This is a genomic window from Streptacidiphilus rugosus AM-16, assembly GCF_000744655.1.
Lineage (GTDB): Bacteria > Actinomycetota > Actinomycetes > Streptomycetales > Streptomycetaceae > Streptacidiphilus > Streptacidiphilus rugosus.
In genome coordinates this window covers 4,518,516-4,540,265 of sequence record NZ_JQMJ01000004.1, presented here as the reverse complement: position 1 = coordinate 4,540,265, position 21,750 = coordinate 4,518,516, and the positions used below count along the sequence as shown (strand labels likewise).

The 21,750-nt window shown below is 72.7% G+C and carries 18 protein-coding genes; 13 read left to right on the top strand and 5 right to left on the bottom strand.

The window, feature by feature from the left end; translation table 11 throughout:
* Positions 1-40: 40 nt before the first annotated feature.
* On the bottom strand, positions 41-685 hold the full coding sequence (locus tag BS83_RS29770; RefSeq protein WP_051944311.1) for a DUF1707 SHOCT-like domain-containing protein: 645 nt from the start codon (positions 683-685) through the stop codon (positions 41-43).
* A gap of 32 nt (positions 686-717) precedes the next feature.
* The gene (locus BS83_RS29765) at positions 718-1,461 is read right to left on the bottom strand and encodes a lysophospholipid acyltransferase family protein (protein WP_037606520.1); all 744 of its coding nucleotides are present in this window, start codon (positions 1,459-1,461) and stop codon (positions 718-720) included.
* Positions 1,462-1,666: 205 nt separating this feature from the next.
* Here BS83_RS29765 and BS83_RS29760 point away from each other — a divergent pair, with 205 nt between their 5' ends.
* Positions 1,667-1,951, top strand: a complete 285-nt coding sequence (locus BS83_RS29760) for a hypothetical protein (RefSeq protein WP_051944309.1) — start codon at positions 1,667-1,669, stop codon at positions 1,949-1,951.
* Between the two features lie 24 nt (positions 1,952-1,975).
* Here the strand turns inward: BS83_RS29760 and BS83_RS29755 are convergent, their stop codons facing one another.
* On the bottom strand, positions 1,976-3,280 hold the full coding sequence (locus tag BS83_RS29755) for a HoxN/HupN/NixA family nickel/cobalt transporter (RefSeq protein ID WP_084714314.1): 1,305 nt from the start codon (positions 3,278-3,280) through the stop codon (positions 1,976-1,978).
* Positions 3,281-3,456: 176 nt separating this feature from the next.
* Entirely contained in the window at positions 3,457-3,918 is a 462-nt protein-coding gene (locus BS83_RS29750) for a MarR family winged helix-turn-helix transcriptional regulator (RefSeq protein WP_051944307.1), read from the bottom strand.
* Positions 3,919-4,119: 201 nt separating this feature from the next.
* Here BS83_RS29750 and BS83_RS29745 point away from each other — a divergent pair, with 201 nt between their 5' ends.
* The 5 genes from BS83_RS29745 to BS83_RS29725 all read left to right on the top strand — a co-directional run bounded on the left by BS83_RS29745 (position 4,120) and on the right by BS83_RS29725 (position 9,284).
* Positions 4,120-5,340: a Glu/Leu/Phe/Val dehydrogenase dimerization domain-containing protein gene (locus BS83_RS29745; RefSeq protein ID WP_051944305.1), complete on the top strand. Its 1,221-nt coding sequence runs from the start codon at positions 4,120-4,122 to the stop codon at positions 5,338-5,340.
* The gene (locus tag BS83_RS29740) at positions 5,337-6,893 is read left to right on the top strand and encodes a class-II fumarase/aspartase family protein (RefSeq protein WP_084714311.1); all 1,557 of its coding nucleotides are present in this window, start codon (positions 5,337-5,339) and stop codon (positions 6,891-6,893) included. The genes BS83_RS29745 and BS83_RS29740 overlap by 4 nt, the downstream gene beginning before the upstream one ends.
* The gene (locus BS83_RS29735; protein ID WP_037606519.1) at positions 6,890-7,507 is read left to right on the top strand and encodes an MPN domain-containing protein; all 618 of its coding nucleotides are present in this window, start codon (positions 6,890-6,892) and stop codon (positions 7,505-7,507) included. The genes BS83_RS29740 and BS83_RS29735 overlap by 4 nt, the downstream gene beginning before the upstream one ends.
* Positions 7,508-7,594: 87 nt before the next feature.
* A complete protein-coding gene (locus BS83_RS42330; RefSeq protein WP_051944303.1) occupies positions 7,595-8,353 on the top strand; it encodes an FmdE family protein in 759 nt (252 codons plus the stop codon).
* A 31-nt stretch (positions 8,354-8,384) separates the two neighbouring features.
* On the top strand, positions 8,385-9,284 hold the full coding sequence (locus BS83_RS29725; protein ID WP_051944301.1) for an NmrA family NAD(P)-binding protein: 900 nt from the start codon (positions 8,385-8,387) through the stop codon (positions 9,282-9,284).
* A 341-nt stretch (positions 9,285-9,625) separates the two neighbouring features.
* Here BS83_RS29725 and BS83_RS29720 read toward each other — a convergent pair whose 3' ends face one another.
* Positions 9,626-11,257 carry an FAD-dependent monooxygenase gene (locus tag BS83_RS29720; protein WP_063774251.1) on the bottom strand — a complete coding sequence of 544 codons (1,632 nt, stop codon included), beginning with the start codon at positions 11,255-11,257 and terminating at the stop codon, positions 9,626-9,628.
* Between the two features lie 289 nt (positions 11,258-11,546).
* Between BS83_RS29720 and BS83_RS29715 the strand changes: the two genes are divergently transcribed.
* The 7 genes from BS83_RS29715 (at position 11,547) to cobT (ending at position 21,519) form a co-directional block, all read left to right on the top strand.
* Positions 11,547-12,044: a GNAT family N-acetyltransferase gene (locus BS83_RS29715; RefSeq protein ID WP_037606518.1), complete on the top strand. Its 498-nt coding sequence runs from the start codon at positions 11,547-11,549 to the stop codon at positions 12,042-12,044.
* A gap of 377 nt (positions 12,045-12,421) precedes the next feature.
* On the top strand, positions 12,422-13,471 hold the full coding sequence (locus tag BS83_RS29710; RefSeq protein WP_037606517.1) for a methionine ABC transporter ATP-binding protein: 1,050 nt from the start codon (positions 12,422-12,424) through the stop codon (positions 13,469-13,471).
* Positions 13,468-14,247 (top strand): methionine ABC transporter permease, encoded by a 780-nt coding sequence (locus BS83_RS29705; protein WP_063774250.1) that lies wholly within the window; start codon positions 13,468-13,470, stop codon positions 14,245-14,247. The genes BS83_RS29710 and BS83_RS29705 overlap by 4 nt, the downstream gene beginning before the upstream one ends.
* Positions 14,248-14,315: 68 nt before the next feature.
* Positions 14,316-15,167 (top strand): MetQ/NlpA family ABC transporter substrate-binding protein, encoded by an 852-nt coding sequence (locus BS83_RS29700; protein WP_037606516.1) that lies wholly within the window; start codon positions 14,316-14,318, stop codon positions 15,165-15,167.
* 125 nt (positions 15,168-15,292) lie between these two features.
* Positions 15,293-15,937, top strand: coding sequence for a GNAT family N-acetyltransferase (locus tag BS83_RS29695; protein WP_084714308.1), 645 nt, complete (start codon positions 15,293-15,295; stop codon positions 15,935-15,937).
* Positions 15,938-16,151: 214 nt separating this feature from the next.
* Positions 16,152-17,348: a precorrin-6y C5,15-methyltransferase (decarboxylating) subunit CbiE gene (cbiE, locus tag BS83_RS29690; protein ID WP_037606515.1), complete on the top strand. Its 1,197-nt coding sequence runs from the start codon at positions 16,152-16,154 to the stop codon at positions 17,346-17,348.
* Between the two features lie 760 nt (positions 17,349-18,108).
* A complete protein-coding gene (gene cobT / locus BS83_RS29685) occupies positions 18,109-21,519 on the top strand; it encodes a nicotinate-nucleotide--dimethylbenzimidazole phosphoribosyltransferase (RefSeq protein ID WP_037606514.1) in 3,411 nt (1,136 codons plus the stop codon).
* Positions 21,520-21,750: the final 231 nt, after the last annotated feature.

The window sequence follows — 21,750 nt, the reverse complement described above, 5'->3', positions numbered from 1 at the left end:
CGACCCCGATCGCTCCGCCGTGGCGAGGAGGGCGCAGGGGTCAGCGCCGTCCGCCGAAGAACCGGCGCAGGCGGCCGGGTTCGCGTGGAGCGCGCGGGTCGCGGACGGAGACGCTGCTGCCCTTGGCGACGCCGGTGAGGACGATCCGGTGCGTCACCGCGGCGGGGTTCGGCGCGCCCGCGCGGCGGCGGTCGGCGACCGCGCTGCCTCGAAGGTCCATGTCGTCGGCGTCGATCAGGTAGCCCGGCGGGGCGATGATCCGGATCGAGCTGCCGTGGAGCTCGACGGCCAGCTCCGTCACCGGTCCGGACGCGGTGATCGCCCGCGTGAAGTCGAGCACCACCGCGCCCCCGTGCAGGGTCAGTTCCATCCGTCGGGGCACCACCCAGACGCCCTCGAAGCGCTTGGTGCTGCCCCGGCTCCTGAACTGGACCAGGTCCTTGGCCTGCGCCGCGGGTGCGACCGCGTCCAGCGCCGAGACGGGCAGGTCGGCGACCAGCGGCTCCAGGTCGGCGAAGGTGCGCGCCGACAGGCACAGCTCCAGCCGCTGGTCCAGCTCCTCCAGGGTGAGCCGCCCGTCGCCCGCGGCCACCCGCAGCACCTCGGCCACCCGGTCGCGGTCCTCATGGGAGGCCCGTGCCTCCGGACGGTTGCGGTCGGGTTCGTAGGGCTGCGGCAGGCTCATGGCCGCAGCCTACCCACCACCGGCGCCGCCGCTCAGGCCGCGCGGTCCAGCGGCGTCGCAGCGCTGCCGGCCTTCTCCGCCTTTTCGGCCTTGGCCGCGAGGAGCTTCGCCTTGGTGGCGTACATGTCCACGTACTCCTGGCCGGAGAGGGCCAGGATCGCCGAGACGATCTCGTCGGTCACCGCGCGCAGCACGAATCGGTCCCGCTGCATGCCCTCGTAGCGCTCGAAGGTCAGCGGCGCGCCGAAGTGGATCTCCGGCCGGGCGCGGAACGGCCTGCGCCACCGCATGCTCCCGTTGGCCTGCACCTCGTCGGTGTGCACCAGGCCGACGGGGATCACCGGCGCGCCGCTGGCCAGCGCCAGGTGCGCCACGCCGGTGCGGCCGCGGTGCAGCCGGCCGTCGGGGGAGCGGGTGCCCTCCGGGTAGATGCCGAAGAGCCGGCCCGCCTTCAGCTGCGCCATGCCGGTGTCGATCGCGGCCATCGACGCCCGCCCACCGCTGCGGTCCACCGGGACGGCGCCGACGCCGGTGAAGAACCACGCCATCAGCCGGCCCTTGGGACCGGTGCCGGTGAAGTACTCCTCCTTGGCCACGTAGTGGACCTGACGCGGTGCCGCGAGCGGAAGGAAGACGGAGTCGCAGAAGGAGAGGTGGTTCGGCGCGATGATGGCGGGACCGTCGAGGGGAACGTTCTCCAGCCCGGTGACCCGCGGCCGGTACAGCGCGCGGACCAGTGGGCCGACAATGATCCTCTTGAGCGTCCAGTAGAACACCGTGCCTCCGTCGTCTTGGCCTGGCGCGAGCGGGATGCGTGGATCCTAGTCCGGATCTGTTACCGACTGGTACACGCAGCGGCGTGGCCCCGGTTACATTCTGTTGACCGCTTGATTGCGCGCGGCTGTCGTCCGCCCGCACCCGATCGTGTGATCCGGCCGCCGCAGCGCATCCGCTGCGGCCCCCGCCCGCGTCCCCGACGGCATGGACCAGACGCGCCATGAGATTCCCTCCGGCCTGCGGCTTCCGCGCGCCGCGCCCTGCCCGGAGACGCTGCTGCTGCAGCGGGAGCGCGCGGCACAGGTGCGCGCCGCTGTGGCGCGACTTCCCGCCCGGTGCGCGGCGCTCCTCGGCGCGCTGCTGGACGGCCCGCCCGCCGACTACGCCGAACTCGCCGTCCGCCTGCGCATGCCTCGCGGCAGCCTCGGCCCCACCCGCTCCCGCTGCCTCGCCTGTCTCCGTCGCAGGCTGGCCGCCGAGGCCGGGTAGGTCCGGTCCCGGCCTGCCGGCCCGTCAGGCCGGGGTGGTCTGTGCCACGCCGGACGGCTCCTCGACGCGGGCGGCGGCGGTTGCCGGGCGGTGGCGGTGCTGGAGGCCGTGGTGGTGCAGTTCGTGATGGATCGTGGCGCGGATGCCGGCCAGCTGCTCCTCGGTCATCGCGGTGGGGTCCAGGCTGACCTGGTCGAGCACGGCCACGGTCGCCGAGGGGGCCATGGCGGAGGCGTAGCGGTCCTCCAGCTTGCGCACCTTCCACCACACCACGCTGCCGATCCAGGTGAGCAGGAAGATGCCGACGATGAAGTACCCGATCCGGTTCAGGTCGATGGCGTCGATCGTCCGCCAGGGCTCCTGGTCGGCCACGCCCAGCCGGTCGCTGACCACCCCGATCAGTTCGAGCGTGCCCACCACGAAGGCGACGAAGATGGAGAGCCCGGTGGTGCTGATGTTGTAGTAGATCTTCCGGACCGGGTTGCCGAACGCCCAGTCGTAGGCCTTGGCCATGAACGCGCCGTCGATCGTGTCCATCAGGGACATCCCGGCCGCGAAGATGATCGGCAGCGCGATGATCGCCAGTGGCGGCAGGGTCGCCCCACCGGTGCCCGAGCCTGCGGCCGCAGAGGCGGAGATGCCGAGCAGGCCGACCTCCGTGGCCGTGTCGAAGCCGAGACCGAACAGGACGCCGACCGGGTACATCTGCCACGAGTGGCTGATGAACCGGTTGTACCGGCCCTTGAAGATGCGGTTCATGAAGCCGCGGGAGGCGAGCAGCTCCTCCAGGTGCTGTTCCTCGTAGCTGCCGGACTTGACCTGCCGCCAGACCTTCCAGATGCCGGCCAGGATCACGAAGTTGAAGATGGCCACGATGTACAGGAAGGTGCCGGAGACCAGGGTGCCGATCAGTCCGCCGGTGGCGGCGAAGCCCTGCTGGAAGTGGGCGGCGGCGTTCGCGGCGAAGGCGACGCCGACCGAGAGGGCGAGCACGACGGTGGAGTGGCCGAGCGAGAAGGCCAGCCCCACGCCGAGCGGCTTCCTGCCCTTCTGCAGCAGCAGCCGGGTGGTGTCGTCGATCGCCGAGATGTGGTCGGCGTCGAAGGCGTGCCGTAAACCGAAGACGTAGGCGAGGCCCGCGGCGCCCGCGTACAGCAGGGTGCCGTGCGCGTCGGAGATCGAGTGGTACTTGGGGATGCTGTTGTAGTGGACGAACAGGCCGAAGCCGATGATGTGCAGGGCCGCCACGACCCCCAACAGCGATCCCAGCCGCAGCAGTTCCCTGCGGTCGAAGGACGCTCTCAGTCGCTTTCCCAAAGTTGACGCCATATCGGCCAGCTCCTCGGAGGCGTGCCGGCGGCGCGTGCCGCGGGCCGGTGTCGCCGGCGGGGCGGATCGCCCGCACGGCGCTCTTGCAAAGGAGTCGCAGTTGCTTGATTGTCAGGTTCGCTGACTATCTGGCTCCCTGTCAAGAATGGCGGCCGAGGGGCGCGCGGTGGGTGTGTTCAGCGGCTCTCCGTGGCCACGCGGAGCAGCAGTTCGCGCAGCAGCTCGCGCTCGGCGGGGGAGAGCGGCTGGAGGAAGTGCTCGTGGACCTCGGTCATGCGCTTCCTGGCCTCCCGAAGGCGGTCCTCCCCGCGCTCGGTGAGGAAGAGGTCGAAGCTGCGCCGGTCGGTCCCGCGTCGGCGCTCCAGCATTCCGGCCTGCTCCAGGGCGTCGACCAGCGCGACGATCGTGGTCCGGTCGATGCGGAGTTTCTCGCCCACGGCCCGCTGGTTGAGACCCGGTTCGCTCTGCACGACGTTCAGCACGCCGAACTGGCGCAGCGTCATGTCCAGGGGGTCGAGAACCCCTTCGGCCTGCTCGGTCACCAGCTGGCCGGCCTTGCGCAGCAGGAACGCGTGCCAGACCTGCAGGCCCTCGAACTGCGGTTCATCGGCGGGGTGTTGGCGGGTGTTGTGTGCCACGTTGCGCGACCTGCCTCTCGATCACCAGTGGGCTTTCGACCGAGGAGAGATGGAGCGCCGCTGGAGCCCTTCAAGGACCGCCCGAGATCCCCTTGACGCTCGAATGGGCCTCTCCCATGATGAAATTCGACATCACAGCTGATTGTCAGCGTAGCAGACAAGTATGCCCATGGCGTGAGCGCCCAAGGACCTGGGGGAGTGATGACCCGCGTCATCGAATACCGCGATCCTGTTGAAAACTGCCCCGGCTTCCTCGTCTACGACCGGATGGACAGTCGTCTCGCGGCAGGGGGCTGCCGGATGAGCGCCGACCTCACCGCCGACACCCTGCGCACCCTCGCCGCCCGCATGACGCTCAAGCAGCGGGTCCTCGGGATCGGCGTCGACGGGGCCAAGTGCGGTATCGCCTACGACCCGAGGGGACCCGAGCGGGCGGCCGTGCTCGCCAGGTTCGTCCGGTTCCTCGAGGGCGAGCTGCGCACCCGGTTCAGCATGGGGTGCGACATGGGCACCAGGTTCGAGGAGCTGGAGCGCATCGCCGCGGACGCCGGCATCGGCTCGGTGAAGGTCGCGATCCGGCACGCCCAGCAGATCACCGACACCGAGTTCCGGGCCAGGATGGGCCTGCTGGACATCCCCGTCGGTCCGCTGACGCTCGGTCAGCGACGGGCCGGACACGCCCTCGCCCACGCGGCCCTCGCCGCCGCCACGCACTCCGGACGCCGCCTGACGCAGGTGACGGTCGCGCTCCAGGGATTCGGGAATCTCGGACGGGCCGCAGCGGCCGCCCTGTTGGACGAAGCGGTGCGCGTCACCGCGGTGACCGACGCGTACGGCTGCGCGATCGACCCGCGCGGCCTCGACCTCGCGCGGATGCTCACCATCGACCAGATCAGGCCGGTGCCCGGCCTGCTGGGGGACCCGATGCGGCTGCCCAAGGAGGCGCTCTTCGACCTGCCGGCGGACGTGATGATCCTGGCCGGCGGCGAGGACGCGATGAGCCCCGCGCAGGCAGCCGTGGTACCGGTGCCCATCGTCGCGGTCGGCGCCAACTGCGGACTGAGCGAGACCGCGGAGCAACTGCTCACCGACCGCGGGGTGCTGGTCGTCCCCGACTTCATCGGCGGCATCGGCGGGTCCGCCTCGATGGAGGCGCTCTTCGGCCCGACCGCGACCCCGGACCCGCGCGAGGTGCTCGACACGCTCGCCGCGATGATGCGCGAACTGGTCGGCGACATCCTCTGCGGCGCCAGGGACCGCGGGGTCAGCGCCCGTCGGATCGCCCTGGACATCGCCGCCGCCGCGGGCCCTACCGGGGACCGCCCCTACGGGACCAGTCCGTACCGCGTCTCGCGCGCCGCGCCGCGCGGCCGTCGCGCAGCCGTCGTCCCCGCACCGCCCACCGAGGAGGAAACACGATGAACGCGTTCAGCGAGACGATCGTCAGGAGCGGCCCTGCTCCCTCGCCCGCCGCCGGTGCAGCCGCCGCGCCCGCCTTCGCGGCCGCGCCGGACCAGACCCCCGGCCACGGGCCGGCCGAGGCCTCGGAAAGATGCGGACACGCCCGCAGCCACATCACGGACTCCGCCTTCTACGGTCACCGGTACAGCACCACCGCCAGCCACCGGATCTTCTGCGACGAGTGTCGCTACCAGCGCTGGCTGGACGTGGAGTCCGCACTGGCGCTCTGTCAGGCCGAGCTGGGCATCATCCCGCGCGAGGCGGCGGACGCCATCGCCGGGGCGGCGAAGGTCGAGAACCTGGACTTACCCGCCATCCGCGCCGAGATCCGTCGCACCAGCCACTCGCTGGTGGCCTTCCTGCGCGGCCTCCAGGCCGCCTGCCCCGGTGGCGCCGGCGAGTTCGTCCACTACGGGGCGACCACCCAGGACATCCAGGACACCGCCCAGTCGCTGGAGATGCGCGACGTCCTGGACGAGGTGGAGTCCCAACTGCGCTCCCTGGTCGAGCGCCTGTCCGACCTGGCCGACGAGCACGCGGCCACGGTCGCCCTGGGCCGCACGCACGCCCAGCCCGCGCTGCCCATGGGCCTGGGCGTGAAGATCGGCAGCTGGATCGACGAACTGGTCCGCCACCTGGAGCGCATCTCCGAGCTGCGCCCGCGGGTGCTGGCGGTGCAGCTCTTCGGCGGGGTCGGCACCATGGCCGGCCTCGGCGAGCAGGCGCTCCCGCTGCTGGACGCTTTCGCCGAACGGCTCGGCCTCTACGCCCCGGCCGTCTCCTGGCACGTCTCCCGCGACCGCGTCGTCGAGTTCGTGGCCTGCCTCGCCATGGTGGCGGGCACCATGGGCCGGATCGGCGACGAGGTGCGGCTGCTGGCCCGCCCCGAGTTCGGCGAACTGGCGCTCGGCTGGCGGCACGGCCAGGTGGGCAGCAGCACGATGCCGCACAAGCGCAACCCCGAGGCCTGCGAGATGGCCGTGGCGATGGCCAGGTTGACGGCCGCCCAGGTCACCAACGCCCTCGCCTGCCTCGGCGGCGACAACGAAAGGGACTCCCGCACCCTGCGCATCGAGTGGGCGTGCGTCCCGGACGCCTCCCACTTCGCGCTCTCGGCCTGCGAGCTCATCAGCCACGTCGTCGACAGCCTGAGCGTCCGGTCGGAGCGGATGTGGGAGAACGTGAGCGAGGTCGCCGAGCAGATCGCCACGGAGAAGCTGATGCTGACTCTCGGCGCGCACATCGGCAAGCAGACCGCGCACGAGTACGTCTACGAACTCGCCCAGTCCGCGAGGCAGAGCGGCACCTCGCTGCGGACCCTGGCCGAGCAGGACGGCCTGGCCGGCGCGCCGATCGACCAGGCGCAGCTCGACCAGATCTTCGACCCCACCGCCTACCTGGGACAGTCGGTCGCGCTGAGCGGTCGCGCCGTGGCCCGGGCCCGGGAGGCCCTGGCCGTGCGGCCCGCCCCGGGCGGCGCGGGCGCCCGCCGAGCCGCGGACGACCTGCGGTGACGGCGACCGCCACCGGCTCCCCCGCGACGCTCGGCGGCCTCTCCCCGGCCGCGGAGATCGTCTTCCCCCGGGCCCTGTACGCCAGCGTGGTGGGTCACGCGGTACGCAAGCTGACCGGTCACTACCTGGACGGCGAGACCCCCGAACGCAAGGCCTTCGGCATGCTCGCCGGTCGGCCGACCGCGAACGGCTTCCGGGTCACCGGCGTCTTCCCGCTGATCGCCAACCTGCGTCACGACGCGGACCACCGCGGGATGATGGACGAGGCCGTCGGAGCCCACGCCATCCCGTCCGAGACGCCGATGGAGCAGCGCGGCTGGATCGCCGACCCGCGCGAACTGCTCGACATCGAACGCGCCTGTGACCACACCGACTGGGTGCTCTTCGGCAACTACCACACCCACCGGGTCGCCTGGCCGCACGATCCGCTGCGCGACACCTGCACCGAACTCGACCGGGTGCTCGCCGCCGAGACGGACCAGTGGACCTTCATCCTCTCCGTCGTCGACCTGCACCGCCCGCGTCTGCGCGCCTTCCACGAGGGCGACAACGGGCGCGAGGCCACGCTGCGGCTGGTCCCTTCGCTGCCCGGCGTCCAGGCCGCGGCCGCCTGACCGCCTTCCGCTCGACCCGTTCCGCTCGACCCCGACCGAAGCCGGCTGAAGCCGGCCGACCACCTGACCCACCACTAGGAGCCACCGATGAACCGCACCGAGGCATTCGCCGACGTGATCCGCTTCCACCAGCACGAGTGCCCGGGCGCCGCCTTCGGCCTGCGGGTCGCGGAGGCCGCGCTGTCCAGGCTCGGCCTGGAGGAGCCCGCCGCCGCGCTGATGATCGTCAGCGAGACCGACGCCTGCGCGGTCGACGCCCTACAGGTGCTGACCGGCTGCACCTTCGGCAAGCGGAACCTGATCCACGAGGACGCCGGTCGCAACGTCTTCACCTTCTGGGAGCGCGGCGCCGACACCGGTGTCAGGATCCGCGCCAAGGCCGACAGCATCGTCTTCCGCAGCGAGGAGATCTGGGCGCTCGCCGAGCGCATCGAGGCCGGCACGGCCACCGTCGAGGACGAGACGCGGTTCGCCCTCGCCCAGTCCGAGCGGATCGCCAAGCTGCTGGAGGTGCCGGCCGAGGAGATCCTCGTCGTCGACGAGGTCGCCACCGCCGCGCCGAGCCCGAAGCGGCTCGCGCCGGTCGACGTCTGCGTGGACTGCGGCGAGCCGACCAGCGTGGAGACGCTGCACGACCACCGCGGCCGGATGGTCTGCCCGGCCTGCCACCTGGCCGCCCACGGCGGCGTGCTGCCCGAGGGCCACGGCGACCACGGACACCACCCGCACAGCCACAAGCACGCCGGCGGTCACTCCCACGGCGAGGGCCACAAGCACGGCGAGGGCCACAAGCACGAGGGTCACTCCCACGGCGAGGGGCACCAGCACCAGGGACACACGCACTGATGAGCACGCGAGCGGTGAGGAGAACCTGTCCATGCCCGTCTATGTGATCGGCGCGTCGGGAGACCTGGGCGGGCTGGTGGTCCGCGCGTTGCTGGACCGGGGAGCGGAGGTGACCGCCCTGGTCCCGGAGACCGAAGGACCGCTGCCGTCCGGCAGCGTGCTGACGGAGCCCGGGGTCCGGGTGGTGCACGGCGATCTCAGGGATCCCGGACCGCTGCCGGCCGGGGCCAGGGGCTGCGAGGCGATGTTCGTGCTGACGCCGCACGCGCCCGACCAGGTCGAGCTCCAGAACAACGCGGCGGACGTCGCCGCGGACGTGGGCGCACGGGTCGTGAAGGTCTCGTCCTGGGGCCCCGCCGTCCGCGAGGACAGCCCGGACGCCCGCGCGCGACGGCACTGGATCACCCAGCAGTACCTGGCCAAGCGCGGCCTCCCCAGCACGGTCCTCTTCCCCAACTACTTCATGCAGGTGCTCCTGCACCGGTGCGCGGCATCGGTGCGGGAACGGGGCATGCTGGTGAGCCCGGCCGGGGACCGGGGGATCAGCATGGTCGACCTCCGTGACGTCGCCGAGGTGGCGGCCCGGGTCCTCACCGAGCCGGGCCACGAGGGAGAGAGCTACACCCTGAGCGGTCCCACCGCCCCGACCTACCGCGAGATCGCCCAGCTGCTCACCGAGCTGACGTCCCGACCGGTGCGGTGTGACGACATGTCGGGCGAGGAGTTCGCCCGCCACATGGCGGGCGCGAACCGGCCGCGGTGGGAGACCGACCATGCCGCCGCCGTCTTCGGCCTCTACCGCCAGGGCGTCGGCGAGCCGGTCACCGACGACGTCCGGAGGATCACCGGCCATGAGCCGCGTGCCATCGGCGACTTCCTCAAGGATCACCTGCGGCACTTCCTCCCTACCGGGGTCGAGCCGGTCGTCTGACCGGCTTCCCCTCCCGTGGAGGGCCCGGCCTCGTCCCCCGGACCGGGCCCTCCACGGCCTCCCGCGCGGCGCGGGGCTTCGCCACTCCAGGCGCGCCCGGCGACGGGTGAGGCGCAGGTCCAAGGTCCGGCATGCCTGCCGGGCGGGGCCGCGTCGTCAGGCTCCGGCGTGCTCGTCACGGTCCCGCCTCCGGCTCGTCCGGGGTCGGGGTCACCGCTTCCGGCGCGGCCTGCGACGGGTGACGCGGACGGAGGGGCCGACCGGTCGGAGCCGACGGGAGCAGGTCCAAGGTCCGGCGTGCCTGCCGGGCGGGGCCGCGTCGTCAGGCTCCGGCGTGCTCGTCACGGTCCCGCCTCCGGCTCGTCCGGGGCCGGGGTCACCGCCTCCGGCGCGGCCTGCGACGGGCCGTCGCCCTCGGCTGCCGCCGTCGGCTCGGTCTCGGCCTCGTCGGGGATCCGGGCCCGAGCCGCTGCGCGACCTTCGGCGCCCGGCGTAGGCTCCGCGGCCGGGGCGCCGAGCCAGGCCGTGAGGCCCTCGCGGAGCTCCGACGCCGTCGGGCCCTCGGCCGCCCAGGCCACGTAGCCGTCCGGGCGGACGAGCACCGTACGCGTCGTCACCTTCGCCGAGGCTGCTGTGACCAGGCGATCCGGCCAGCTGTCGGCCGCCGCCGACGCGTCCGGGCCGACCAGGACGAAGCGGCCCTGACGCAGCGCCTCGTACAGCCGGGCCGGTCCCTTCCCGTCGTCCGCCAGGGTCAGCTCGACGTCCGGCGCGCGCAGGCCGACGAGACGGTGAGCGCCTTCCGGGGCCTGCTTCTGGTACGAGATGGCGATGCCGGACACCTCCAGCCCGCCGCGGCGCGTCAGCGGCCGCAGCCGGTTGCCGAGGGTCTTCAGCACCGTGCGCAGCGCCCGCAGCGCGGGGGACTCGCCCAGCGCGACCCGCAGGATGCCGCCCGAGGTGCGCAGCACCTGCCGCCCGACGGGGTGACGCTCGGCCTGGTAGCTGTCCAGCAGCCCGGGCGGCGCCCAGCCCCGCACCGCGGCGACCAGCTTCCAGCCCAGATTGGCCGCGTCCTGCAGGCCGGTGTTCATGCCCTGCCCGCCCGCGGGGGAGTGGCAGTGCGCCGCGTCGCCCGCGAGGAAGACCCGTCCCACCCGGTAGTCGGGCGCCTGCCGCTCGTCGCTGTGGAAGCGCGAGAGCCAGCGTGGGTCGTGCAGGCCGTGGTCCTCCTCGAAGATCTCGGCCGCCACACGCCGCAGCGCGTCGAAGTCGACCGGATCGCCGTCCGGCCGCTGGTCGGAGCGGTCCCAGGCGATGACCCGGTACCACCCGTCTCCGAACGGGGCCATGAACGCGAAGCCGGACCTGTTCGCGCCGACGGTCAGCACGTCCGCGGGCGGACGCTCCACCTTCACGTCGGCCAGCATCACCGACGAGATCGCCGACTCGCCGGGGAAGTCCACCCCCAGCAGCTCGCGGACGCGGCTGCGCACCCCGTCCGTGCCGACGGCGTACGCGGCGCGGAAGGTGATCCGCTCCCCGCCGATCTCCGCGTCCACCTCGACCCCCTCGGGGTCCTGGCGCAGCGCCACGGCCTCGGTGCCGCGCAGCAGGGTCGCCCCCGCGTCGAGCGCGCGCCGCAGCAGCAACTGCTCGGTGTGGTACTGAGGCGTGATCAGCAGCAGCGGGAACCGGCTCGGCAGCCGCCCCAGGTCGATCCGCAGCGTGCCGAAGACGCGCAGGCTGTCGAGCCTGGCGCCGGTCTCCAGCAGTTCGTCGGCCAGGCCGCGGGCGTCGAGCTGCTCCAGGGTCCTGGCGTGCACGGCGAACGCCCGGGTGAGGTTGGACTCCTCCGCGCGCCGTTCGAGCAGCGCGACGCGCAGTCCGGCCGCGGCGACGTCCCCGGCCAGCAGCAGGCCGGTGGGCCCGGCGCCGACGACGAGGACGTCGTAGTCCCTGTTGATGTCCATGCTGTTCGCATCCTCGCTTGCTCGCTCGTCTGTACGAAGTCCGTTCGAGTGCCGTGAATCCGATCACTATGGACGCAATCCTCATGGGGCGTCAGGGAAACCGGCCGGTAGCGGCGCCGATTCGGTCGGCGGCCAAGGTTGCAATCCGGGGACCGGTGGGTAAAGGGCTCTGGAACGTACGCCGATGACGACGCATGATCGTCAGGCAGACCACACCTCCGGTCAGGGCAACCCGGTCGCCCTCCCCTCAGTCTCGCGCGGCCGGGCTCACGAGAAAGGGAGGACGCGGATGGGCATGAGCGTGACCACCACGGTCGCCACCGAGCACGACGCCGAACGGATCCTGAAGCTGCAGTACCTCTGCTACCAGGGCGAGGCCGAGCTCTACGGCGACTGGAACATCGAGCCGCTGACGCAGAGTCTGGACAGCCTCCGCACGGAGCTGAAGGAGCGCCACGTCCTGGTCGCCCGCCTCGGCGAGGAGGTCGTCGGCAGCGTCCGCGGCTGGGTCGACGCGGACGGGGTCGGCAGGATAGGGCGTCTCTGCGTCCACCCGCGCATGCAGCGTCACGGGCTGGGCAGCCGGCTTCTGCGCGCGATGGAGACCCGCCTGGCGAACGAGGCCCACGTGGTCGCCTACCGCCTCTTCACCGGTCACCGCAGTGTCGGCAATCTGCGCCTCTACCAGCGCCTGGGCTACCGTCCGACGGAGGTGGAGGAGGTCAACAGCAAGCTGAGCTTCATCAGCCTGGAGAAGCGGGTCGACGACCTCGCTGTCTCGGCTTGATGTAGTTGCACCGTCAGGGGCGCGAGGAACCGCGCGGGCAACCACTGACCTGCGGACGGCCCTGCGCGTCGAGGACGATCCGCACAGGGTGGCTTGTCGTGCCGTTCCTCGCGCCCCTCAGGCGTTGCCTGGTTCCTCGTCCGTTTTGGGCCTTCTGTGGATCGTCTGCTTAACTGTCTGCCATGACTGCGAACACGACTGCACACCTCACCGGCGCCATGCCGGCAGGTGGTCGTGGCATGCGCTGTTGTCGAATGTGCGGCTGCTGAGCGTTTCGCTCGGTTCCTCCCGCGCCCGTAGAGCCCAGCTCCGGGTCGCTCCCGCACATCTCCTCCCGCGCGATCGGTCGATTTCGCGCGCCGACCCACGGAAATCCTGTGATCACCACATCTGACCTGCGCAAGGTCTACCGCGCCCAGGGCCGGGAAACCCACGCGCTCGACGGTGTCGACCTCCATGTCCGCAAGGGCGAGGTCTACGGCGTCGTCGGCACCAGCGGTGCCGGCAAAAGCACCCTCATCCGCTGCGTGAACCTGCTGGAGCGGCCCAGCTCGGGCAGCGTCCGTGTCGACGGCCGTGAGCTGACCGCGCTCTCCGCGGCCGAGCTGCGCGAGGCCCGCCGGTCCATCGGCATGGTCTTCCAGCACTTCAACCTGCTCGACCGGCGCACCGTCGCCGAGAACGTCGAGCTGCCGCTGGAGCTCACCGGCCTCTCCCGCCGCGAGCGCAGCGCCAAGGCGGCCTCGCTGCTGGAGCTCGTCGGCCTCGCCGACAAGGCCCGCGCCTACCCGGCGCAGCTCTCCGGCGGCCAGAAGCAGCGCGTCGGCATCGCCAGGGCGCTGGCCGGCGACCCGAAGGTGCTGCTCTCCGACGAGGCGACCTCCGCGCTCGACCCCGAGACCACCCGCTCCATCCTCCAGCTGCTGCGCGAGCTCAACCAGCAGCTCGGGCTGACCGTCCTGCTCATCACGCACGAGATGGAAGTGATCAAGTCCGTCTGCGACTCCGCCGCGCTGATGCGGGGCGGTCGCGTGGTCGAGTCGGGCACGCTCGGCGAGCTGCTGGCGCAGCCCGGCTCCGAGCTGGCCCGCGAACTGTTCCCGCTCGGCGCGGGGCCCGAGGACCCGGACGCCCCGCTGCAGGGCAGCACCGTCGTGGAGATCACCTTCCAGGGCGACGCCGCCGTCCAGCCGTTCATCTCCCAGCTGTCGCGCACCTACAACGTCGACGTGAACATCATCGGCGCCGCCGTCGAGACCGTCGCCGGCCGGCAGGTGGGCCGGATGCGCGTGGCGCTGCCCGGCCGCTTCGAGGAGAACGTGGTCCCGATCGGGTTCCTGCGCGAGCAGGGCCTTCAGGTGGAGGTCTCACCGAGCGCGCAGTCGCGGAGCCGAGACGGAGCACGAGCCGGGAGGGGGGCGGCATGAACTGGAACGACATGCAGCCGCTGCTCTGGCAGGCCACGCAGGAGACGCTCTGGATGGTCGGCCTGGCGGCCGTCGCCACCGTACTGGTCGGCCTGCCGCTCGGACTGCTCCTCGTCCTGACCCGTCGGGGCGGCCTGCTGCAGAACGCCGCCGTCAACAAGCTCGTCGGCACAGTCGTGAACATCGGCCGCTCGCTGCCCTTCGTCATCCTGATCGTGGCGATCATCCCGTTCACCCGCTGGGTCGTCGGCACGACGCTCGGCTGGCAGGCGGCGACCGTGCCGCTCGCGGTCGGGGCGATCCCCTTCTTCGCGCGCCTGGTCGAGTCCGCCGTCGGCGAGGTCGACGGGGGACTGGTCGAGGCCGTGCAGGCGATGGGCGGCTCGGCCGCCACCGTCGTCCGCAAGGCGCTGCTGCCCGAGGCGCTACCCGCGCTGGTCTCGGCCGTCACCACGACCGTGATCGTGCTGATCGGCTACTCCGCCATGGCCGGCACGGTCGGCGGAGGCGGACTCGGCACCCTGGCCATCAACTACGGCTACATGCGCTTCGAGACCACCTTCATGTGGGTCATCGCCGCCGAGCTGATCGTCCTGGTCACCCTGGTCCAGCTGCTCGGCGAGGGGCTCGCCCGACGGCTCGACCACAAGCGCGGCGCCGCCGGCCGCCGCGGGCGCGTCCTTCCGCGACGTGCCGCCCACCGGACTTCCGAGGCCCCCGAGGCCGCGGAGACCCCCGCGCGCGAGCCGGAGCTCTCCGGCGCCACCGCGCGCTGAACCACCCGCACCATCCGCAACGCAAGCAACGCAAGCAACGCAAGCAAGGAACAGGAAGGGCACTTTTCGTGCGTACCTCCGTGAAGTACACCACCGCAGCTCTCGCCACCAGCGCGCTCGCGCTCACCCTCGCCGCCTGCGGCAGCTCCTCGTCCGCGACCGGCTCCGCCGCCTCCGGCTCCTCCGCCGACGCGAGCAAGCCGCTGGTCGTCGTGGCGAGCCCGACACCGCACGCGCAGATCCTCGAGTACATCGAGAAGAACCTGGCCGCCAAGGCCGGCCTGAACCTCCAGGTGAAGGTGGTGACCGACTACGTCACCCCGAACACCGCCGTGCAGGACGGCTCCGCAGACGCCAACTACTTCCAGCACCAGCCCTACCTCGACGACTTCAACAAGACGCACGGAACGAACATCGTCTCCGTCGAGGCCGTGCACCTGGAGCCGCTGGGCCTGTACTCGAACAAGGTGAAGTCCGCCGCCGCCCTCGCCGACGGCGCCACGATCGCGGTGCCCAACGACGCCACCAACGAGGGCCGCGCCCTCAAGCTGCTGGCCGACAACGGGCTGCTGAAGCTGAAGGACGGCGTCGGCACCACCGCCACGCCGAACGACGTCACGGACAACCCGAAGCACCTGAAGTTCCAGGAGATCGACGCGGCCCAGCTGCCGCGCACCCTCTCCGACGTGGACGCGGCCGTCATCAACGGCAACTACGCGCTCGACGCCAAGCTCAACCCGGAGAAGGACGCGCTGCTGCTGGAGAAGGCACAGGACAACCCGTACGCCAACATCCTCGCGGTGAAGTCCGGCCACCAGAACGACCCGCGGATCAAGAAGCTGGCCGCGCTGCTGCACTCGCCCGAGGTGAAGCAGTACATCGACACCACCTTCTCCGGGTCGGTCGTTCCGGCCTTCTGACGGAGCGAGTAGCCTCGGTTGCTCACGCTCGCGCCCAGCGCCGGCCCCGCCTGTTTGCCCCGCCCGCCACGGCGCGCCGGGGCAAACAGGTGACGTCGGCCCCCACCCTGGAGCATGATCGTTCCATGAGCAGCAGCGATACGGCGTCCGGGAGGTCCGGGCCGTCCGGGTGTGCCAGGAGGGCAACCGCCCCGACGTTCCCGGAGATCACCATCAACACCGATCGCCTGGAGCTGCGTGCTTTCGAGCCGGACGACGCACCGGCGCTGGCCGAGATGATGAACGACGAACTGGTCCACCAGTGGACCACCGTGCCCCACCCCTACACCGACGCCGACGCCGACGCGTGGGTCCTGGCCCGCGCCGCCGCCGAACGCGCGGGAGGAAACGGTCTTGCACTCGCCGCGGTCGAGTTCCTGACCCAGCGTCTGATCGGCACCGTCCGCCTGCGCGCCACCGACTGGCGGCTGCGCAGCACCGAGGCGCAGGTCGTGGTCGCCTCCTGGGCCCGCGGCGAGGGCTACGGCGGCGAGATCGTGCACGCCGTGGCGCAGTGGCTGTTCGAGGACCAGAAGTTCGAACGGCTGGAGCTGCGCACCGCCGCCGGCAACACCCCCGCCCAGCAGGTCGCCCAGAAGCTGGGCGCGATCAGCGAGGGCGTGCTGCGCAACGCCTGGCTGGTCCGCGGCGCCGACGCCGAGCACACCAGCCGCTCCGACCTCATCGTCTGGAGCCTGCTCCCCGAGGACCTGGAACCCGGCTGGGGCTGACGACCCGGACGGTCACGCCGCCCGGGGTGATCCGCGCGGCGGAACCGGCTAGCCTGTGCGCGCGGGTGTGGCAGTGCCACACGCGTGCTCGACTCTTCCGTTCGCCCGACCCCGTTCGGTCGACGGCTCCGAGTACGCACGCACGACGTTCGCACGACCTTCGCACGACCTGCTTCCGACGCTGGGGGAATCGTGGACAGGCGGAACCACCGCCATGGCTGACCGGGTCACCGTGATCGGCTGGGACGGCTCCCCGCTCAGCCAGGCCGCGCAGGCGGCCATCGACGCGGCCACGCTCGTGGCCGGCGGCAGTCAGCAGCTCCAGGCGCTCGACCTGTCCAAGGGCGTCGAGCGGATGGTGCTCGGCAGCGTCGAGCTGGTCGCCCGCCGGGTCGCCGACCACCGCGGCGCGGCGGTCGTCGTCGCCGACGGCGACCCCGGCTTCTTCGGCGTCGTCCGGACCCTGCGTCGCCCCGAGTACGGCCTGGAGCTCGAGGTCGTCCCCGCGGTCTCCTCCGTCGCCGCCGCGTTCGCCCGCGCGGGCATGCCCTGGGACGACGCGCAGATCGTCAGCACGCACGGGCGCGGACTGCGCCGCGCGGTCAACATCTGCCGCGCCAACGCCAAGGTCGCGGTGCTCACCGCGCCGGGCGCGGGCCCGTCGGAGCTGGCCCTGATGCTGCGGGACGTGCACCGCACCTTCGTCATCTGCGAGGCACTGGGCACGCCCGACGAGAACGTCACCGTGCTGACCTCCGACCGGGTGCCGGACCACCTGTGGCGGGACCCGAACGTCGTGCTGGTCGTCGGCGGCTCCGGCCGCAACGGCGCGACCCCGCCCTCCGGCTGGCTGGCCGGACGGCCGGTCGGCTACCCCGACTCCGCACGCGGCTGGGCGCTGCCCTCGGAGACGAACGGCTACGAACGCGATCTGCCCGCTCCGGTGCGGGCGCTCGTGCTGGCCCGGCTCGGGCCGCGCCCGGGCGACCTGCTCTGGGACATCGGCGCGGGCGACGGCGCCGTCGCCGTCGAGGCGGCCCGCTGCGGTGCGGCGGTCATCGCCGTCGACCGCGACGCCGACGCCTGCGCCCGACTCGACGTCAACGCCCGCCGGGCGGGCGTGGAGGTGCAGACCGTCCCCGGCACCGCGCCCGAGGTGCTGGCCGACCTGCCCGAGCCGGACACCGTCCTGGTCCGCGGCGGCGCGGCGGTGCTGCGCGCGTGCCTGGCCCGGCGGCCGGAACGGATCGTGGCCGTGCCCGGATCCCTCGGCCAGGCCGAGGAGATCCGCCACGCCTTCGCCGAGTCCGGCTACCGGGTCGAGGGCAGCCTGCTGCAGTCCTCGCCGCTCGACGCCGACGGCCAGTTGGGCGCCGCCTCACCGGGATTCGTCCTCTGGGGAGACCGCTGAGGCCTGTCTGTACTCCCTCGTCGGATCAGCCCGGGTCGGCCGGCGCGCTCGGAAGCAAGGCGAAGGGGTGTCCTCGTACGGGACCGTACGTCGATGACCCGCCTCCGGATCGGAGGCTGAGGGAGGCCGTGTCGGGCGGGCCTGGCCCTGCGGGGGTTTGAAGACAGGTCCTCGCGCCCGGTCGGCGAATCCCGCCCGGCCCGCGCCGCCGCCATCGCGTCCGTCGCGCTGCCTGGCGCGCCGAGTCCGTCCCCGCTACGAGCCGACCCACCGTCTCGTGAGGCACGGTGCCGGACGGCGCGGGCGCACGGCGCGAGTCGTCGGACAGGACTCCGGGCCCGTCCCGGCGGCCACCCCCGGCCCTCGGCCGGGGAGCCGCGGACAGGCGCTCGGGTCGGGGTGGCTCGTGACGGACGCGGCCGGGAACATCACCCCTCGCACGGGTGTCCGGCGCGCAAGACCGTGGCGCCCGCCGTCACTGACGCCAGGTAGGCTGACGCTTTGTTCTGACGGGGCAGGGCGCAACGTGGCGGAAGCCACAGTCCGGGTGGGCGTGCAGGTTGGCCATCGCCCCTGGCGGGACGGAAGAATGCCGGTGAGTCCGGGGCGATCGTGCCGGTTGCCCCGGTTCTGTCGTTCTTTATGCGACAGATCGGTGCGCGCCGGCCTGTTGCAGCGAGGCGAGGACCGGAACGGTGGGTGTCGTGGTCGTGTACCGCGACGCCATGGACGCCAGGCGGCCCTGGAAGGAGCCAGTGACATGAGCGAATCCGGCAACGTCCCGAACGGGGGGCAGGTCCCGGGCGCCGAGGCGGAGCAGGTGCTGCAGCCTGCGGGCTTCGCGGCCGAGCCCGGCCCGGCCCAGGGAGTCCGGCCGGCGTACACCTTCCTCGACGAGCTCGACGAGGAAGAGGACGAGCTGCTCATGCCCGGTCCGCAGGGAGCCTGGAACGACGCGGCCGCGCGCGCCCAGGAGCCAGGAGCGCCGCTCGCCGCGCCCGGCCTGACGCCGCCTCCCGGCTACGCGCCCGGCTCGCCGGTCGAGGCGTTCCAGCCCGGCGTGCCGGACCATGCCGCGCAGGGCGTACCGATGCATGCCTCGGCGCATGTCGAGGCGCCCGCGCCCTCGTGGCCACCGCTGCTGCCCCCGGCCCTCGGCGACCCGCAGGCGGAGCAGGCGCCCCTCGGCATGCCCTCCGCGGAGCAGACGTTCCAGGCGCAGGCGCACGGCGGCCCGTTCGTCGCGCCCGTGCCGTCCGAGACCATGCAGAACGAGAACATGCAGGGATATCCGATGGAGCAGATGCTCCCGGTGGATCAGCAACTGAGCGAGGCGCCCGTGGAGTCCATCGGTTACGACGCGATGGACGCCTCGGCGCAGAACGCCGCCCCGCGCCGCCCGCTGCACGCGGGTCCGCCCATCCCCGACCCGTCCCTGATGACGGGCCAGGTCCCGGTCCGTTCCCTCGCCGACCGGGGCCCGAGCAGCCACGGCGGCAACGCGCCGCTCGCCGCCGGCACCCCTCCGTTCGGCGTGCCGACGCCGGTCGTCCCGGTGCCCGTGCCGACGCCGGTCCCCGTCGTGGCCCCGGTGCCCACGGCCGCCCAGATCCCCGTCGCGGTGCCGGTCGGCGCGACGCACGGAGTGCCCGAGTACCTGGACCAGTCCGAGGCCGCGGCGGCCGAGGCGCACATGACTCCGGTGACCGCGACGGTGCCGGTGCAGATGCCGTCCCCGGAGAGCACCCTGGGCGGCGGACCGGCCCACCAGGAGCCCGTCGTCGAGACCCGGCCCGAGCCTGCGCCGCTGCCCGAGCAGCCGGTCGAGTCGGTCCCGCAGCCCGTCGCCGCCCAGCCTGCGGAGCCCGCCGCCCCCGTGGAGTCCGTCGCGCCCGTGGTGGAGCCGACGGCCGAGCCGGCCGCCGAGGCACCGGCCGAAGCGCCGGCAGAGCCGGTCATTCCGGTGCAGGCCGGACATGTTGACGCTCCGCAGAGCCGGATCGCCGCGTTCATCACCCCGCCGCCCCCGGCGGCCGTCGAGCCCGAGGTCACCGCGCAGGGCACCGGCGTGCTCAACGCCGAGCCGACAGCCGAGGCCGCGCCCGAGGTCCCCGCCGAGCCGCTCGCCGAGGCCGTCGTGGAACAGGCCGCCGAGCCCGTCGGCGAGAGCGCGACGGAGGTCGCCCCTGAGGCGGCGCCCGAGCCGGACGCCGTGCCCGCCGAGGCCGCTTCCGAGGCGGCGGAGACCTCCGGGTCGGCGGAGCCGTCCGCGTCCGAGTCCCAGGAGATTGTCGTCGCGGAGCCGACCGCCGAGGTCCAGGACGCGGTCCAGGTCGAGGGTCAGGTCCAGGCCGAGGACACGGAGGCCCACGGCGCGGTCGAGTCCGGAGCGGACGAGCCCGAGGCCGAGGCCGCCGGGGAGGCCGCACCGGCCTACGACGACGACATGCGCGAGGCAGTCCACCGCGTCATGCGCGAGCGCCGCGACATCCGCAACGGCTTCCGCTCCGACCCGATCCCGCACGAGGTGCTGATCCGGGTCCTGGAAGCCGCGCACACCGCGCCCAGCGTCGGCTACTCGCAGCCGTGGGACTTCGTGGTCATCCGCTCGGGCAAGACCCGGGCCAGGATGCACGAGCTCGCCGAGCGCCAGCGCGACATCTACGCCGAGTCGCTGCCCAAGAGCCGCGCCAAGCAGTTCAAGGAACTGAAGATCGAGGCGATCCGGGAGACCCCGGTCAACATCGTCGTCACCGCCGACCGCACCCGCGGCGGTCGGCACACGCTGGGCCGCCACACCCAGCCGCAGATGGCTCCCTACTCGGCCGCCCTGGCGGTCGAGAACCTCTGGCTCGCCGCCCGCGCCGAGGGCCTCGGCGTCGGCTGGGTCAGCTTCTTCGACGAGGAGGAGCTGGTCCGCGAGCTCGGCCTCCCGGATCATCTCGAGGTCGTCGCCTACCTTTGTGTGGGATACGTCAACGAGTTCCCCGAGGAGCCCGAGCTGGCGCAGGCGGGGTGGGCCAAGAAGCGTCCGCTGTCCTGGGTCGTGCACGAGGAGACCTACGGCCGTCGGGCCCTGCCCGGAGAGGAGCCGCACAGCGTGCTGCAGGAGACCCTGCGCGGCATCCGCCCCTTGGACGCCAAGGCGCTGGGCGAAGCCTGGGACCGGCAGAAGCGGATGACCAAGCCGGCCGGTTCGCTGGGGATGCTGGAGATAATCTCCGCCCAGCTGTGCGGCCTGTCCCGCAAGTGCCCCCCGCCGATCCCCGAGCCCGCCTGCGTCGCCGTCTTCGCCGGCGATCACGGCGTGCACGCCCAGGGCGTCACGCCCTGGCCGCAGGAGGTCACCGCGCAGATGGTCGGCAACTTCCTGGCCGGCGGGGCGGTCGTGAACGCCTTCGCCAACCAGCTGGGCGCCGAGGTCTGCGTCGTCGACGTCGGCGTCGCGTCCGAGCTGCCCCCGGCGATCGAGTCCGGCCGTACCACGGGCCTGCTGCCCCGCAAGGTCCGTCCCGGCACGGCCGACATGACGCAGGGTCCGGCGATGAGCCGCGAGGAGGCGATGCGCGCCCTGGAGGTCGGCATCGAGACCGCGCGCGACCTGGTCGCGGCGGGCAACAAGGCGCTGGTCACCGGCGACATGGGCATCGCGAACACCACCGCAGCCGCCGCGCTGATCTGCGTCTTCACCGGTGAGGACCCGGCCGTTGTGACCGGCCGCGGCACCGGCATCGACGACGAGACCCACGCCCGCAAGATCGGCGTCATCCGCCAGGCGCTCGACCTGCACCGACCCGACCCCTCCGACCCGATCGGCGTCCTCGCCGCGGTCGGCGGTCTGGAGCACGCGGCCATCGCCGGCTTCCTGCTCGGCGCGGCGTCGCTGCGCACGCCGGTGATCCTGGACGGCGTGATCGCCGGCTCGGCGGCGCTGGTGGCCAAGGCCATCGCCCCCGAGGTCCTGGCCGCGTGCATCGCCGGCCACAGGTCGGCGGAGCCGGGCCACAAGGCGGCTCTCGCGAAGCTGGGCCTGCGCCCGCTGATCGACCTCGACCTCCGCCTGGGCGAGGGCACGGGTGCACTGCTGGCGCTCCCGCTGGTCCAGTCGGCGGCCCGGGCGATGCACGACGTCGCCACGTTCGACTCTGCGGGCGTGACCGACAAGCACTGAGCGCTGCCGCCCGGGCCCGGCCCGGAGGCAGAATCGGTTTTGCCCTCCGGGGCGGTGGCCCGACGGTGTGCCGCCGCAACAGGTCGTTGCACCTCCGGGGGCGCGGGGCTCCACTGAGGTGCGCTTCCTCCGCCGTCTTCGGCCGGGAGGCGCCGCCCGAGCGACCCGCCGGCGCGCTGTGCGCGGGCGGGTCGGTTGCCACACCCGGGGGCGCGGGGAACCGCGCGACAA